The 14,077-nt window shown below is 71.2% G+C and carries 8 protein-coding genes, 1 other RNA gene and 1 pseudogene; 3 read left to right on the top strand and 7 right to left on the bottom strand.

Annotated elements, in window-relative coordinates:
• From KTR66_RS22530 to KTR66_RS22560, 7 genes and pseudogenes are all read right to left on the bottom strand, one after another.
• A pseudogene (locus KTR66_RS22530) lies at positions 1–517 on the bottom strand (hypothetical protein); the annotation flags it as partial.
• Positions 514–1,455 carry a 16S rRNA (cytosine(1402)-N(4))-methyltransferase RsmH gene (gene rsmH / locus KTR66_RS22535; RefSeq protein ID WP_213616714.1) on the bottom strand — a complete coding sequence of 314 codons (942 nt, stop codon included), beginning with the start codon at positions 1,453–1,455 and terminating at the stop codon, positions 514–516. The pseudogene KTR66_RS22530 and the gene rsmH, both read right to left, overlap by 4 nt.
• Positions 1,452–1,889 carry a division/cell wall cluster transcriptional repressor MraZ gene (locus tag KTR66_RS22540; protein WP_213616716.1) on the bottom strand — a complete coding sequence of 146 codons (438 nt, stop codon included), beginning with the start codon at positions 1,887–1,889 and terminating at the stop codon, positions 1,452–1,454. Before KTR66_RS22540 ends, rsmH begins: the two co-directional genes overlap by 4 nt.
• A 411-nt stretch (positions 1,890–2,300) precedes the next feature.
• An RNA gene (gene rnpB, locus KTR66_RS22545) (RNase P RNA component class A) lies at positions 2,301–2,704 on the bottom strand.
• A 36-nt stretch (positions 2,705–2,740) separates the two neighbouring features.
• Positions 2,741–3,421 (bottom strand): N-acetylmuramoyl-L-alanine amidase, encoded by a 681-nt coding sequence (locus KTR66_RS22550; RefSeq protein ID WP_213616718.1) that lies wholly within the window; start codon positions 3,419–3,421, stop codon positions 2,741–2,743.
• Complete coding sequence (locus KTR66_RS22555; RefSeq protein ID WP_213616720.1) at positions 3,418–4,920, bottom strand: NAD(P)/FAD-dependent oxidoreductase; 1,503 nt, start codon at positions 4,918–4,920, stop codon at positions 3,418–3,420. Before KTR66_RS22555 ends, KTR66_RS22550 begins: the two co-directional genes overlap by 4 nt.
• A gap of 299 nt (positions 4,921–5,219) precedes the next feature.
• Entirely contained in the window at positions 5,220–5,984 is a 765-nt protein-coding gene (locus KTR66_RS22560) for a TerB family tellurite resistance protein (RefSeq protein WP_213616722.1), read from the bottom strand.
• Between the two features lie 135 nt (positions 5,985–6,119).
• On the opposite strand from KTR66_RS22560, the gene KTR66_RS22565 reads away from it, so the two are divergent.
• The 3 genes from KTR66_RS22565 to KTR66_RS22575 all read left to right on the top strand — a co-directional run bounded on the left by KTR66_RS22565 (position 6,120) and on the right by KTR66_RS22575 (position 14,015).
• A complete protein-coding gene (locus KTR66_RS22565; RefSeq protein WP_213616724.1) occupies positions 6,120–9,731 on the top strand; it encodes a hydantoinase B/oxoprolinase family protein in 3,612 nt (1,203 codons plus the stop codon).
• Positions 9,728–12,535, top strand: coding sequence for an AsmA family protein (locus KTR66_RS22570; RefSeq protein ID WP_213616726.1), 2,808 nt, complete (start codon positions 9,728–9,730; stop codon positions 12,533–12,535). Before KTR66_RS22565 ends, KTR66_RS22570 begins: the two co-directional genes overlap by 4 nt.
• Before the next feature lie 82 nt (positions 12,536–12,617).
• Positions 12,618–14,015: a M20/M25/M40 family metallo-hydrolase gene (locus KTR66_RS22575; RefSeq protein WP_213616728.1), complete on the top strand. Its 1,398-nt coding sequence runs from the start codon at positions 12,618–12,620 to the stop codon at positions 14,013–14,015.
• Positions 14,016–14,077: the final 62 nt, after the last annotated feature.

Here is a 14,077-nt window from a genome sequence, read left to right on the forward strand (position 1 = left end):
TGGCGGGCGCGGGGCTCGCCACGGGTGCGGGCGGCGGCGGGACCACCGGCGCCCCGGCGACCGGCGCGGCAGGCACCGGGCTGGGCGCGGGCGGCGGCGGCACAGCGAGCGCCAGCGCGGGTTCCGCCTCGCGCCGCTGGCTCGCGACCGTGAAGACCAGCACGTCACCCGGCGCGGAGGGGGCATCGGCGCGGCGCTGGAAGCCCGAGGGCACGGGCGCGAAGGCCACGGCCTGGGGCAGGCGGCGCTGGGCATCCTCGATGCGCTGGAACTGCACGGGCTCCATCGGCTGCATGTGGCGCAGATGCGCGGCCGCCATCTGGCGCAGGCGGTCCTGGTCATTCAGCCGCGCCCATTCGGCAGAGAGCGTCTGCGTCTGCGCGCGCTGCGCCTCGGTCTCCATGCGGATCGTGCGCAGCTCCTGGTCCAGCTTGCGCACCTGCTCCTTGGTCTGGAACACGTAGAGGCCCGAGCCCAGGAAGGCGGCGAAGGTGACGAGCGTGAGCGGATGGATCATGCGGCGTGACTTTCGGGCGAACGCTGCAGGGCACGGAGATGGGCGGAACGGGCACGGGGATTGGCGTTGTTTTCGGCCTCGCCCGGGCGAATCGAGCGCGGCGTCAACAGCGTAAACGGAGCAGGGCCGCGCGGCGCCAGCAGCATCGCGGGGTCATGACGGGAGGCGCCTGGGCTGCGGCCCGCGGCCTTCTGGAAGGCGCGCTTCACCAGGCGGTCTTCCAAAGAATGAAAAGAGACGATGACGAGCCGGCCGCCCGGCGCGAGCAGACGCATGGCCTGCTCCAGCGCGCGCTCGATCTCGCCCAGCTCGTCATTCACGCGGATGCGCAGCGCCTGGAAGCTGCGGGTCGCGCCATGGATGCCCGAGGGGTCGCGCGGGACGGCGCGGCGGATCACCTCGGCCAGTTGCAGCGTGGTGGTGAAGGGCGCTTCGCCGCGCGCCTTCACGATGGCGCGCGCCACGCGGCGCGAATGCCGCTCCTCGCCGAACTCCCAGATGAGGTCGGCGAGCTCCGCCTCGGGCAGCGTGTTCACGAGGTCCGCCGCGGTCGGCCCGTTGCGGCCCATGCGCATGTCGAGCGGGCCGTCGAAGCGGAAGGAGAAACCGCGCTCCGGCGTGTCAAGCTGGAAGGAGGAGACGCCGAGGTCCAGCACCACGCCGTCGAGTTGCGTGACGCCGCGCGCGGCCAGCAGCGCCAGCATGTCGCCGAAGCGGCCCTCGATCAGGTGCAGCCGGCCCGGATGGGCGGCGGCGAGTGCGGCGCCGCGTGCGATCGCCTCCGGGTCGCGGTCCAGCGCCCAGACGGTGCAGGGGGCGGCCTCCAGGATGGCGCGGCTATAGCCGCCGCCGCCGAAGGTGCCATCCAGGATGGTCTCGCCGGCGCGCGGCGCCAGCTGCTCCAGCACTTCGGCGAGGAGCACGGGGATGTGGCTCATGCCGGGGCCGCCGTGCGCGCTGCGATGGCGCGACGGGCCTCTTCGATGCGGCGCTCGGCCGCGGCGGGCTCCCACATCTCGAACCAGTTGAGGCGGCCCAGGAAGGCCACGCCATCGGTCAGGCCGGCATATTCGATGAGGTCGCGGGGCAGGATGACGCGGCCCTCGGGATCGGGCGTCACTTCCGCCACGTCCACGACGAAGGCGTAGTCCTCGGCATCCTGCTCGGCGGTGAGGGGGTTCAGCGGGTTGGCGTCGCGGCTCGCGGCATCGAACTGCGCGATGGGCCAGGCTTCGATGTAGCGGTGATCGGGGTTCGTCGAGCGGCGCAGGACCAGGCCATCACCGGCGAGGCGGGCGCGGAAGGAGGCCGGCACGCTGCAGCGCCCCTTCTTGTCCAATCCGTTGATGAACTTGCCCCGGAATTGGGTCATCGTGCCGCTGGATGCCCCCCGTTTCTGAGCTGATGTCGCCTGTTTGGGGGGTGCTTTTCAGAGGTCTCGGGCAGCGGCCGACGAGGTCCCCCCCGGAACCCCGTCGGCTCGCCCGACCAGCCCTTTTCCCGATGCGCTCGCCCCCCCGAGCTTGCGGCATCCGTATTGGGCTGATTTGGGTTTAGATGGTCTCGGATGGGTGATCAAGGGATATCAGTGAATCGTCCGGATGTGCCGAATCGATGATTTTCTCTTTTGAAACAAAGATTTCCTGTGATTCTACCTGGAGTTGGCGAAACATCGCGTCATGTTTGCCGAGGCGGTGTGGCAATCGCGCAACATTGCCGGGCTGAAGCTGTGGGAAGCTTGGGCGGGGCCTTGCGCGCCACTCCGCGCGGAGTCCCGAAAGGCGATACCGGATGGCCTGTAAGCCGGGTTCTGTCCTGGTCCCGAAGAACCGTGTGCGACCATTCCTCTGGAGCCTGCGTTGCCGCAGGCTTCGCGCGGCCAACCCGGAGGACGGGGCGGAAATGCCCCTGCCACCAGCGCCGAAGCGCCGTGGCGGCCCTCCCTATTCGGCCTTGCTCCCGGTGGGGTTTGCCGTGCCGCCGCCATTGCTGGAAGCGCGGTGGGCTCTTACCCCACCGTTTCACCCTTGCCAGACGGGCCGAAACCGGGCTGGCGGTTTGTTTTCTGTGGCACTTTCCCTGTGCTTGCGCACGCCGGTCGTTAGCCGGCACCGTATTTCCGTGGAGCCCGGACTTTCCTCCAGAACCGCGATCTCTCGCGGCGCCAGCGGTCGCCCAGCCATCCGGTATCGCGGCCTTGTTGCGCCCCAAGCCCGTGCCGGGTCAAGCCTCGACGAGCGCCGCGACCGCGTTCAGCCGCGCGAGTGTGCCGGCATCGGCCTCGCCATTCACCACCTCCGGCCGCCAATGGCGCTGGAAGGCGGTCAGCAGCACGGGCAGGGGCAGGTCCGTGCGGTAGCCGATGCGGCCGAGCAGCGCGAGCGGATCGCCCGCCGCCGGGCCATCCTGCCCGGGCCAGAGCCCGATGCCATTCGCCGCCAGCCCCTCCCAGTCGAAGAGCTCGCCCGGGTCCTGCTTGCGGTCGGGCGCCACGTCGCTGTGCCCCACCACATTGCGCGGCGGGATGGGGTGCCGCGCCAGGATCTCGAGGCAGAGATCGGCCACCGCCGCCATCTGCAAGGCGGGGAAGTCGCGATAGCCCCATTCATGGCCGGGATTCACGATCTCGATGCCGATGGAGGTCGCGTTCAGCGCCGACTGCCCGCGCCAATGCGAGACGCCGGCATGCCGCGCCTTCAGCCCCTCCGGCACCAGGCGGAAGATGCGCCCATCCTCCTCCACCACGTAATGCGAGGACACGATGGCGGCCGGGTCGCACAGCCGCGCGATGGCCTCGGCTCCGCTCCGCATGCCCGTGTAGTGCAGCATCAGCACATCCACGATGGCGCCCTCCGGCCGCGGCTCGTGGTTGGGCGAGGGGTGCTCGATGATGCGAAGGCTCATCGGCTGTAGACGAAGGCGGAATCCTTCAGGTCGATCGCCGGGAACTGGTCCTTCTCGCTCCAGTAATCCTGGTTGTGCTGCCATTCGGGCTTGTCGCCGCGCTTGGGCAGCAGGTGCATGCCGCGCATCAGATAGCCCGGATTGAAGTTCTGCGGGTCGATCCAGGGCAGCAGCGGCATGTTGTGGTCCTCGGGGCGCAGCGCCACCTCCACCTGGCGCGCGCCGCGCTCCTGCATCTCGGCCAGCAGGCGGCAGACGAAATCCGCCACGAGATCGGCGCGCAGCGTCCAGCTCGCGCGGAAATAGCCGAAGACCCAGACGAGGTTGGGCAGCCCCGTGAACATCATGCCGCGATAGGTCACCGTCTCATGGAAATCGAGCGGCTTGCCATCAATGGTGAATTCGATGTCGCCCAGCACGTTCAGATGGAAGCCCGTCGCCGTGACGATGATGTCCGCCTCCAGCTCCTGCCCGGATTTCGTCAGCACGCCCTTTTCGGTGAAGCGCGCGATCTCGTCGGTGACGACGCTGGCCTTGCCATCGGCCACCGCCTGGAACAGGTCGCCATCCGGCACATAGGCCAGGCGCTGGTGCCAGGGGCGGTAGCGCGGCGTGAAGTGCTTGCCCACGTCGTAATCGGGGCCGACGATGCGCTTCACCTCATGCAGCAGCTCGGCCGCCACCTTGTCCGGCTCGTTGAAGCTGCGCGCGGTGAACTTGGCCTGCTCGAACAGGATCTTCCGGCGCACGATCTCATGCACCCAGGTTTCATCCACCTGCAGCTCGCGCAGCTGGTCGGCGATGTCGATGCCGTTGCGCCCGATGCGGAACCAGGTGGGCGAGCGCTGCAGCATGGTCACATGCGCGGCCCGGCCCGCCATGGCCGGCACCACCGTCGCGGCCGTGGCGCCCGAGCCGATGACCAGCACGCGCTGGCCCGTGTAGTCGAGATCCTCCGGCCAGGTCTGCGGATGGACGATGCGGCCCTTGAAGTCGCCCATGCCCGGCCATTCGGGCGTGTAGCCCTCGGCGTGGCGGTAATAGCCCTGGCACATCCAGAGGAAGTTGGTGGTGAAGCGCTGCCGCTCGCCGGTGGCGGTGTTGGTCGCGGTCAGCGTCCAGAGCTTGGCCGTGCTGTCCCAGGACGCGCTGTGGATCAGGTGGTTGTAGCGGATATGGGGTGCGAGCCCGTTCTCCTCGATCACCTCGCCCATGTAGCGCAGGATTTCCTCGGCCGCCGCGATCGGCGGGCCGACCCAGGGCTTGAAGCGGTAGCCGAAGGTGTAGAGGTCGCTGTCCGAGCGGATGCCGGGATACTTATGCGTCCGCCAGGTGCCGCCGAAGCCCGCCTGGCTTTCCAGCACGACGAAGCTTGTGCCCGGCCGCTGGGTGGTGAGGTGATAGGCGCCCCCCACGCCGGAAATCCCGGCGCCGACGATGAGCACGTCGAAATGCTCGGTGCGGAGGTCGCTCTCGGGCTGGAGCATCGTGTCGGGCATGGCGCGCTTTCCAGTTCCGGCTCGTGGCGGCCGTTGGGGTTCCTCAGGGCGGCGAGGCTAGAGCATCCGGGGCGGGCGGGGGAACAGCGGAAGGCATGAATCCGCCGCAAGGCGGGCTGAAATCTAAAGTTTCCGCTCGCGCTTGATCCGGTCCCCACCGCTTCGCTGGCGAAGCGGGCTTTGACAGGGCCTGGGACCGGCGGGGCCGCCCTTACAGTTTCCGCTCGCGCTTGATCCGGTCCCCACCGCTTCGCTGGCGAAGCGGGCTTTGACAGGGCCTGGGACCGGCGGGGCCGCCCTTACAGTTTCCGCTCGCGCTTGATCCGGTCCCAGGCGCTGTTGATCTCGGCCACCTTGCCCGTGGCGCGGTCGATCAGCTCCTTGGGCACGCCGCGCGCGGCCAGCGCGTCGGGGTGGTTCTCGCGCATCAGGCGGCGCCAGGTGGCGCGCACCTCCTCGTCGCTCGCGTTCGGCGGCAGGCCGAGCACGGCATAGGCGTCGATCCCGGGCGGCTGGCTCGCGCCCGCCCCGCCCGGACGCGCCTCGCCATCCCGCGCGCGCTCCCACTCGCGCGCTTCCAGCTTGAAGCCCAGCTGCACGCGCTGGAGGAAGCGCACCTCGCCGCGGGTCAGCGGGCCATCGGCGCGGGCGATGGTGAAGAGCGCGCCCAGCACATCTTCCAGCATCGCCCGGTCATGCGCGAAGGCCTCGCCCATGCGGTCGGCGAAGGGTTCGAAATCCTCCGCCGTCTCCCGCGCCTCGTCGAAGAGGGCGGCCACGTCGCGCATGTTCTCGGGCGGGATGCGGAACATCCGCTTGAAGGCGTCGATCTCGGCCCGCACCACGGGCCCGTCGGATTTGGCGAGCTTGGCCGAGAGCACCACCACGGAAATGGCGAAGAGCTGCTCCTTCGAGCCGAGCATGGCTGCCAGGTTCGCGGCATTGGGGCCGAGGCGCGGGCGGCCATCCGCGGCATGCCCCGCCAGCGCGCCCAAGAGCCCGCCGACCGGCCCGCCGGTCATGAAACCGGTCACCCCGCCAATGATCTTGCCCCAGAAGCCCAAGCCGATCCCTCTCCAGCCTGCGCCAGATAGCATGGCGCGCGGAAATTGGCATTGGCATTGCAGGAAAGGGCTTGCAATCCCCTTGCGCACCCCGCCCCACCCCTGCAAACCAGATCGCGCAACAGGAGAGCATGCATGTCGGTGGGCAAGTGGCAGTTCTGGATTGATCGCGGCGGCACCTTCACCGACATCGTCGCCCGGCATCCGGATGGCAGCCTCTCCACCGCCAAGCTCCTCTCCGAGAACCCCGAGCGCTACAAGGACGCCGCGGTTGCCGGCATCCGCCAGATCCTGGGCCTGCCGGCGGGCAGCGCCCTGCCCGAGGGGGTGGTCGAGGCGGTGAAGATGGGCACGACCGTCGCCACCAACGCGCTGCTGGAGCGCAAGGGCGAGCGCGTGCTGCTCCTCGTGCCGCAGGGCTTTGCCGACATGCTGCGCATCGGCAACCAGGCCCGCCCGCGCCTGTTCGACCTGAACATCAAGCTGCCCGAGCTGCTGCATGAGCGCGTGGCCGAGATCGGCGGCCGCATCACGGTGGACGGCACCGAGATCGCACCGCTCGACGAGGGCGCCGCCCGCGCCGCGCTGAAGGCGGCCCATGCGGAGGGGATCCGCGCCGTCGCCGTCGTGCTCATGCACGCCTGGGCGCATCCGGCGCATGAGCTGCGCGTGGGCGCGATCGCGGCCGAGGAAGGCTTCACGCAGATCAGCCTGTCGCATCAGGCGAGCCCGCTGCCGCGCATCGTCCCCCGCGGCGATACCGCCGTCGTGGATGCCTATCTCTCGCCGATCCTGCGGCGCTATGTGGCGCAGGTCGCGGATGAGCTTGGGGGCAACACGAAACTTTACTTCATGCAGTCGAGCGGCGGCCTGGCCGAGGCCTCGAGCTTCCAGGGCAAGGACGCGATCCTCTCCGGCCCCGCCGGCGGCATCGTGGGCGCCGCCCGCACCGCGGCCATGGCCGGTTTCGAGAAGATCATCGGCTTCGACATGGGCGGCACCTCCACCGATGTCGCGCTCTATGCCGGCCAGTATGAGCGCGCCTTCGAGACGGTGGTGGCCGGCGTGCGCATGCGCGCGCCGATGATGGCGATCAACACGGTGGCCGCCGGCGGCGGCTCCATCCTGAAATTCGATGGTGCCCGCTATCGCGTGGGCCCCGAGAGCGCGGGTGCGGTGCCCGGCCCCGCCTGCTACCGCCGCGGCGGCCCGCTGACCGTGACCGACGCCAACGTCATGGTCGGCAAGGTCCAGCCCGCCTATTTCCCCGCGATCTTCGGCCCGAATGGCGACCAGGCTTTGGATGCCGGCGTGGTGCGCGAGAAATTCGCGGCGCTGGCCGCCGAGATCGCCGCCAGCACCGGCACCAGCCCGCGCCCCGAGGACGTGGCCGAGGGTTTCCTGCGCATCGCCGTCTCCAACATGGCGCATGCCATCAAGCAGGTTTCGCTGCAGCGCGGCTATGACGTGACGAAATACGCGCTGACCTGCTTCGGCGGCGCCGGCGGGCAGCATGCCTGCCTCGTGGCCGATGAGCTCGGCATGGAGACGGTCTTCATCCATCCCTTCGCCGGCGTGCTCAGCGCCTATGGCATGGGCCTCGCCGACCAGTCGGTGATCCGCGAGGCGGCGATCGAGAAGCCGCTCTCCGCCGAGGGCATGGCGGCACTGGAGGCGAAGCTGGCCGAGCTGGAAGCCGCCGGCCGGGCCGAACTCATCCGCCAGGGCGCCGACGCCACGCGCCTTCAGGCCGCCCATCGCCTGCATCTGCGCTATGCCGGAACGGATGCCTTCCTGCCCGTGGCCTTCGGTGCCCATGCCGATGTGCTGCATGAATTCACCGAGGCGCATCGCGCCCGCTTCGGCTTCGCCACCCCCGAGCGCCAGGTGATCGTGGAGGCCGCGCTGGCCGAGATCACCATGCCGGGCGAGGCCGTCGAGGAAGAAAGGCTCGCCGCCCGCGCGCCGGGCGAGGCCATCCCCGAACTCGGCCGCGTCAGCCTCTTCGCGCAGGGTGCCGCGCATGACGCGCCCGTGCATGACCGCGAGGCGCTGCGCGCGGGCGACGCCATCCGCGGCCCCGCTTTGATCCGCGAGGCCATCGCCACCACGGTCGTCGAGCCCGGCTGGGAGGCGCGGGTGACGCCGCTCAACCACCTGGTGCTCCATCGGATCGAGGCCCGCGCCGCCGCCCGCACCGCCGAGACCGGCCGCGTGGACCCGGTGATGCTGGAGCTGTTCAACAGCCTCTTCATGTCCATCGCCGAGCAGACCGGCGTGGTGCTGCAGAACACCAGCCTCTCGGTGAACATCAAGGAGCGGCTCGATTTCTCCTGCGCCATCTTCGATGCCGAGGGCCAGCTCGTGGCCAATGCGCCGCATGTCCCGGTGCATCTGGGCGCCATGGGCGAAAGCGTGCGCACCGTCATCCGCCAGCGTGGCCAAACGCTGCGGCCGGGCGATGTGGTGGCGCTGAACAACCCCTATAATGGCGGCACGCATCTGCCGGATGTGACGGTGATCACGCCCGTCTTCGACGAGGCGGGCCAGGACATCCTCTTCTTCGTGGGCAGCCGCGGCCACCATGCCGATATCGGCGGCCTGACCCCCGGCTCCACGCCCCCGGGCTCCGCCACGCTGGAGGAGGAGGGCGTCGTCATTGACGACTTCCTGCTGGTGGATGGCGGGCATTTCCGCGAGGCCGAGTTCCGCGCGCTCCTGGCCGGGGCGAAGTATCCCGCCCGCAGCCCCGATGTGAATGTCGCCGACATCAAGGCGCAGATCGCCGCCAATGAGATGGGCGTGCAGGAACTCCGCCGCGCCGTGCGCGAATTCGGCCTGGCCACCGTCCAGGCCTATATGCGTCACGTGATGGACAATGCGGAGGAGAGCGTCCGCCGCGTCCTCGCCACGCTGAAAGACGGGCAATTCGCCACCACGACGGATGACGGCACGCCGCTGGTCGTCGCCGTCCGCGTGGACCGCGCGAAGCGCCGCGCGGTGATCGACTTCACCGGCACGGGGCCGGCGCGGCCGGACAATTTCAACGCGCCCGCCGCCGTCTGCCGTGCCGTGGTGCTCTATTGCTTCCGCTCGCTGGTGGGCGAGGACATCCCGCTGAATGATGGCTGCCTGAAGCCCATCGAGATCATCGTCCCGCCGGGCAGCTTCCTTTCGCCGCAGCCGGGCCATGCGGTGGTGGCCGGCAACACCGAGGTCAGCCAGATGACCTGCAACGCGCTGCTGGCGGCGCTGGATGCCTGCGCCAGCGCCCAGGCCACGATGAACAACAGCCTCTTCGGCGACGACACCTACCAGTATTACGAGACCATCTGCGGCGGCACGGGCGCCGGCCCCGGCTTTGACGGCGTCAGCGCCGTGCAGACCCACATGACCAATACCCGCATGACCGACCCCGAGATCCTGGAGATGCGCTACCCGGTGCGGCTCGAGGAATTCGCCATCCGGCGCGGCTCGGGCGGCAAGGGCAAGTGGAAGGGCGGCGATGGCTCGCGCCGGCGCATCCGCTTCCTGCGCCCCATGCAGGCGGTGGTCGTCGCCTCCCGCCGCAACGTGGCACCCCATGGCCTGCATGGCGGCGGCGACGGCGCGCCCGGCCGGCAATGGGTGGAACGCGCCGATGGCAGCGTGACGCCCATCCCCGGCAATGCCGGCAAGGCCGATCTGGCACCCGGTGACGTGCTGGTGGTGGAAACGCCGGGTGGCGGCGCCTGGGGAGAGGGGTGAGGCGGCTTCTCCTCCTCACGCTGGCCGCGGGCCTGGTCCTGCTGGCCGGCGCCTCGGCCTGGGTCCTGCCGCGCTGGCTCGACTGGGACCGGCACCGCGGCGCGCTGGCCGAGATCGCCTCCGAGCGCCTCGGCCGGCCGGTCGCGCTGGAAGGGCAGGTGGGCCTCGTCCTGCTGCCCCAGCCCCTGCTGGAGGCGTCCCGCATCGTCATCGGCCAGGCGGCGGACGAGATCCAGATGTCGGCCCGCGCGCTGCGCCTGCGCCTCGATCTCTGGGCGCTGCTCATGGGTCGGCTGGAGGTGCGCGAACTCGCCCTTGTCGGCGCCGATATCCGCCTGCCCTGGCCGCCCACCTCGCTCCCCGGCCTGACGCCGCCGCCCTGGCTCACGGCCCTGGATGCGCGGCTGGAGGAAAGCCGCATCCAGATCGGCGGCGCCGTGGTCGAGGGCGTGAATGCGCGCCTCACGGCCGGCGAGATCGGCGAGGCGCTGACCGCCGAGGGCAGCCTCGCCTGGCGGGGCCGGCCCATGCGCTTCCAGGCCGTGCTGGGCCGCGCGGGGGATGCCGGCGTCGCACCGCTCGACATCACGGCCTCGGCCTCCGGCGCCAATCTCCGCGCGCGCGGCGTGCTGCTGACCGAAGGCGGCTTCGCCGGGCGGCTGGAGGCGTCCGGCCCTGATCTCTCCGCGCTGATCCCCGCGCCCGCCGGCGCCTTCCGCGCCACCGCCAACCTCGCGGCCGGGGCCGAACTCATCGTCGCCAACCAGCTGGAACTCACGCTGGGCAGCGATGCCGTGCGCGGCGGCGCCCTGCTGCGCCTGGTGCCCGAGCCGCGCTTCGAGCTGACCATCACCGCCCCCAGCCTCGACCTCGAACCCTGGCTGGCCGCGCTGCGCGGCGCCGGCGCCCAGGCCATTCCCCTCTCGCTCGACCTCTCGGCCGAGGCCGCACAATTCGGCCCGCTGCGCATGACGGAGCTGCGCGCCACCGCCAATCTCCAGAATGAGCAGCTCACGCTGGGCCGCGTCAGCGCCACCATGCCGGGCGACACCGCGCTGGAGCTTTCGGGCGGCGGCGGGGCCACGCGGCTGGAGCTCGGCCTGCGCTGGCGCTCGGTGCGGCCGGCGGAATGGCTGGGCGCGGCGGGCCTCACCCCGCGCCTTGCCCCGCCCGAAGGCCCGGCGCTTGGCAGCCTGCGCCTCTCCTGGGAAGGCGGTGCCTTCTCGGTGACGGAACTCGTGGCCCAGCTCGGCCCCACGCGCATCGGCGGCGGCTTCGTCTGGCGGCCGGGCGCGCGGCCCAACCTCGCCCTCGGCCTCGAATTCGACACGCTGGACCTGCCGCAATCCCAGTCCGAACTCGCCACCGCCCTGCGCGACGCCGCGGGCGAGGCCGACCTGCAGCTGCGCCTCTCCTTCGCCCGGCTCAACCTGGGCGGCGAGGTCTGGGAGCGGCTGGCGCTGGATGGCGCCACGGAGAATGGGCGCATCGTGCTGCGCCGCCTTGCGGGCCGGCATCTCGGGCTGGATGTGGTGCTGGCCGGCACGCTCTCCGGCGCGGGCAATGCCGCGCGCCTGAGCGAGATGACGCTGGAGGCGGAAGGCCCCGCCGGCCCCCTGCTCGGCCGCCTCGGCGTGGCGCGGCCCGATCTCGCCGCGGCTCCCCTGCGCCTGCGCCTTTCCGGCGCCGGCCCCCTGGAGGCGCTGGCGCTGCGGCTGGAGGGTGACCTCGCCGAGGCGCGGCTGGAGGCGCAGCTCACGGTGGATGCGCCGCAGGAGCGCGTGCAGGCGCGGCTGACCGTGCGACATCCCGGCGCGGTGCGCATCCTGAGCCAGGCCCTGGCCATCCCCCCGCCCGACTGGATCGGCGAGGGCTCCTTTTCGCTCATCGCCAATCTCGGCTGGCGGGTGGCGGACGGACGGGGCGCCTGGAATGCCGAGAGCTTCGAACTCGTGGCCGGCGAACTGCGCGGCCGCGGGCAGGTGGCGCTCTCCGGCGAGCGCCCCGCGCTGAGCGGCCGCATCGCCCTGGAACGCCTGCCGTTGCCGGATTGGCGCGGCCTCGACCTCACCGCCTGGCCGGGCCTCGACCTCGATCTGGCCGTCACGGCCGATCGCGTGGCGCCCCGCGGCCTGCCGCTGCTGGAGGCCGCCAGCGGCCGGCTGCGCGCCGACGCCCAGGCGCTGCGCCTGGAGGAGGGCCGCGCCAGCCTCGCCGGCGGCAGCGTCACCGCCGCGGCCCGGGCGGAGCGCGCGGGGCCGCGCCTCGCCTTCGAGGGGGGGATGACGGATATCGTTCTCGCCGCGCCGCTCACCGGCCGCCCGCTCGACATCGCGGCCGGGCGCCTTTCGGGCGAGTTGAAGCTGGAGGCGGCGGGCGCCACGCCCGATGCCTGGCTGCGCAGCGCCGTGGGGGAGGGCAGCCTCACGCTGCGCGACGGCGTGGTGCAGGGCTTCGACGCACCGGCCGCCGCAGCGGCGCTCGGCTGGGCCGATCCGGGCACGGCGCTGGCGGCCGCGCTGGAATCGGGCGCCACGCCCATCGAGCGCGGCCATGTCGCCTTCACCCTGGCGGAGGGCCGCCTGACCCTCACCGAGGCGGCGTTGGGGGCGGAGGCCGGCCTGGCGCTTGGGCTCTCGGGTTCCGTGGATCTCGGGCAGGACCGCCTCGCGCTCCGCCTCACCCTGCCCGTGCCCGAGGGGGCGCCGCCCGTGGCGCTGGAGGTGACGGGGCCGAGCCTCAACCCGCGCCGCCTGGCCGAGCTTGCGCCCTGGCGCGCCTGGCGGGCGGCCAACCCGCCCTGACCTGCGGTGCGGCCCGTGGACGGGCGGCGCGCGCCGGGGCAGGCTCCTGGCCTTGCTTCGTGAATCCAGAGAGTGACGCAGAATGACCGAGACCCAGACCCGCGCGGCCGCGCTCGCCCGCGCGGCGCAGATGTTCGACACCGGCGCGCTGAAGGCGAAGCTGACCGAATTCGTCGCCATCCCCTCCACCGCGCAGGACCCGGCCTATGAGGCCGCGCTGCACCAGTATCTGGACCAGGCGATCCGCCCCTGGGTCGAGCGGCTCGGCTTCACCGTCACCATCCATCCCAATCCGCTCCCGGGCTTCGGCCCCATCCTCACCGCCGAGCGCATCGAGGACCCCTCGCGCCCGACCGTCCTGCTCTATGGCCATGGCGACACGGTGCGCGGCATGGATGAGCAATGGAGTCCGGGCCTGACCCCCTGGACCGTGACCGAGCGCGATGGCCTCTGGTACGGGCGCGGCACGGCGGACAACAAGGGCCAGCACATCATCAACCTGATGGCGCTCGAAGCCGTGCTGGAAGCGCGCGGCGGCAAGCTCGGCGGCAATGTGAAACTCGTGCTCGAAATGGCCGAGGAGCGCGGCAGCAAGGGCCTGCGCGAATTCGTGGCGCAGAACGCGAAGCTGCTGGCGGCCGATGCGCTGATCGCGAGCGACGGCCCGCGCGTGATGCCGGAGATCCCCACCATCGCGGTGGGCACGCGCGGCACCTTCCATTTCGACCTGGTGGTGAAGCTGCGCGAGGGCGGCGTGCATTCCGGCCATTGGGGCGGGCTGACGACGGACCCCGCCATCCTGCTCTCCCACGCGCTGGGCTGCATGATGGACCGCAACGGCAAGATCCTGGTGCGTGACTGGCTGCCGCAGAATGGCGTGCCGGCCGAGGTGCGCGGCGTGCTGGCCGGCTGCGAGGTCGGCGGCGGCGGCGAGGCCGCCACGATTGACGCCGGCTGGGGCGAACCGGGCCTGACCGCGGCCGAGAAGATCTATGGCTGGAACAGCCTGATCATCCTGGCGATGACCAGCGGCCAGCCGCATGCGCCGGTGAATGCGGTGGCGCCCGATGCGCGCGCGCATTGCCAGATCCGCTACACCGTGGACACCGACCCCGCGACCTTCGAAGCGAGCCTGCGCCGCCACCTGGATGCGAACGGCTTCCAGAATGTCGCGATCGAGAATGCCGGCATCCGCATGCCCGCCTCCCGCACCTCGCCCGACCATCCCTGGGTGCGCTGGGCGCGGGAGAGCATGGAGCGCTCCCTGGGCAAGCATGTGCAGGTGATCCCGAACTCCTCGGGCGGCCTGCCGGGAGATGTCTTCGTGGATCATCTGGGCGTGCCGCTGGTCTGGGTGCCGCACAGCTACAATGGCTGCAAGCAGCACGGCCCGGACGAGCACCTGCTGCCCGGCCCCGCCCGCGAGGGCCTGCTGGCCTTCGCCGGCATGTGGTGGGATTTGGGCGAGAAGGCGAAGTAGGGCCGGGGGGGCATCCGCCCCCCTCCCAAACCCATCCGGCCGCACCGCGGCCGGCGCCGCCC

It is taken from the genome of Roseococcus sp. SDR (assembly GCF_019083995.1).
In the GTDB taxonomy this organism is placed as follows: Bacteria; Pseudomonadota; Alphaproteobacteria; order Acetobacterales; family Acetobacteraceae; genus Roseococcus.

What these genes read in the sequence shown, in the direction of transcription:
- rsmH (WP_213616714.1), bottom strand. Translation starts at nt 1,455, where the DNA reads ATGAGCCACATCCCCGTGCTCCTCGCCGAAGTGCTGGAGCAGCTGGCG.
- KTR66_RS22540 (WP_213616716.1), bottom strand. Translation starts at nt 1,889, where the DNA reads ATGACCCAATTCCGGGGCAAGTTCATCAACGGATTGGACAAGAAGGGG.
- KTR66_RS22550 (WP_213616718.1), bottom strand. Translation starts at nt 3,421, where the DNA reads ATGAGCCTTCGCATCATCGAGCACCCCTCGCCCAACCACGAGCCGCGG.
- KTR66_RS22555 (WP_213616720.1), bottom strand. Translation starts at nt 4,920, where the DNA reads ATGCCCGACACGATGCTCCAGCCCGAGAGCGACCTCCGCACCGAGCAT.
- KTR66_RS22565 (WP_213616724.1), top strand. Translation starts at nt 6,120, where the DNA reads ATGTCGGTGGGCAAGTGGCAGTTCTGGATTGATCGCGGCGGCACCTTC.
- KTR66_RS22575 (WP_213616728.1), top strand. Translation starts at nt 12,618, where the DNA reads ATGACCGAGACCCAGACCCGCGCGGCCGCGCTCGCCCGCGCGGCGCAG.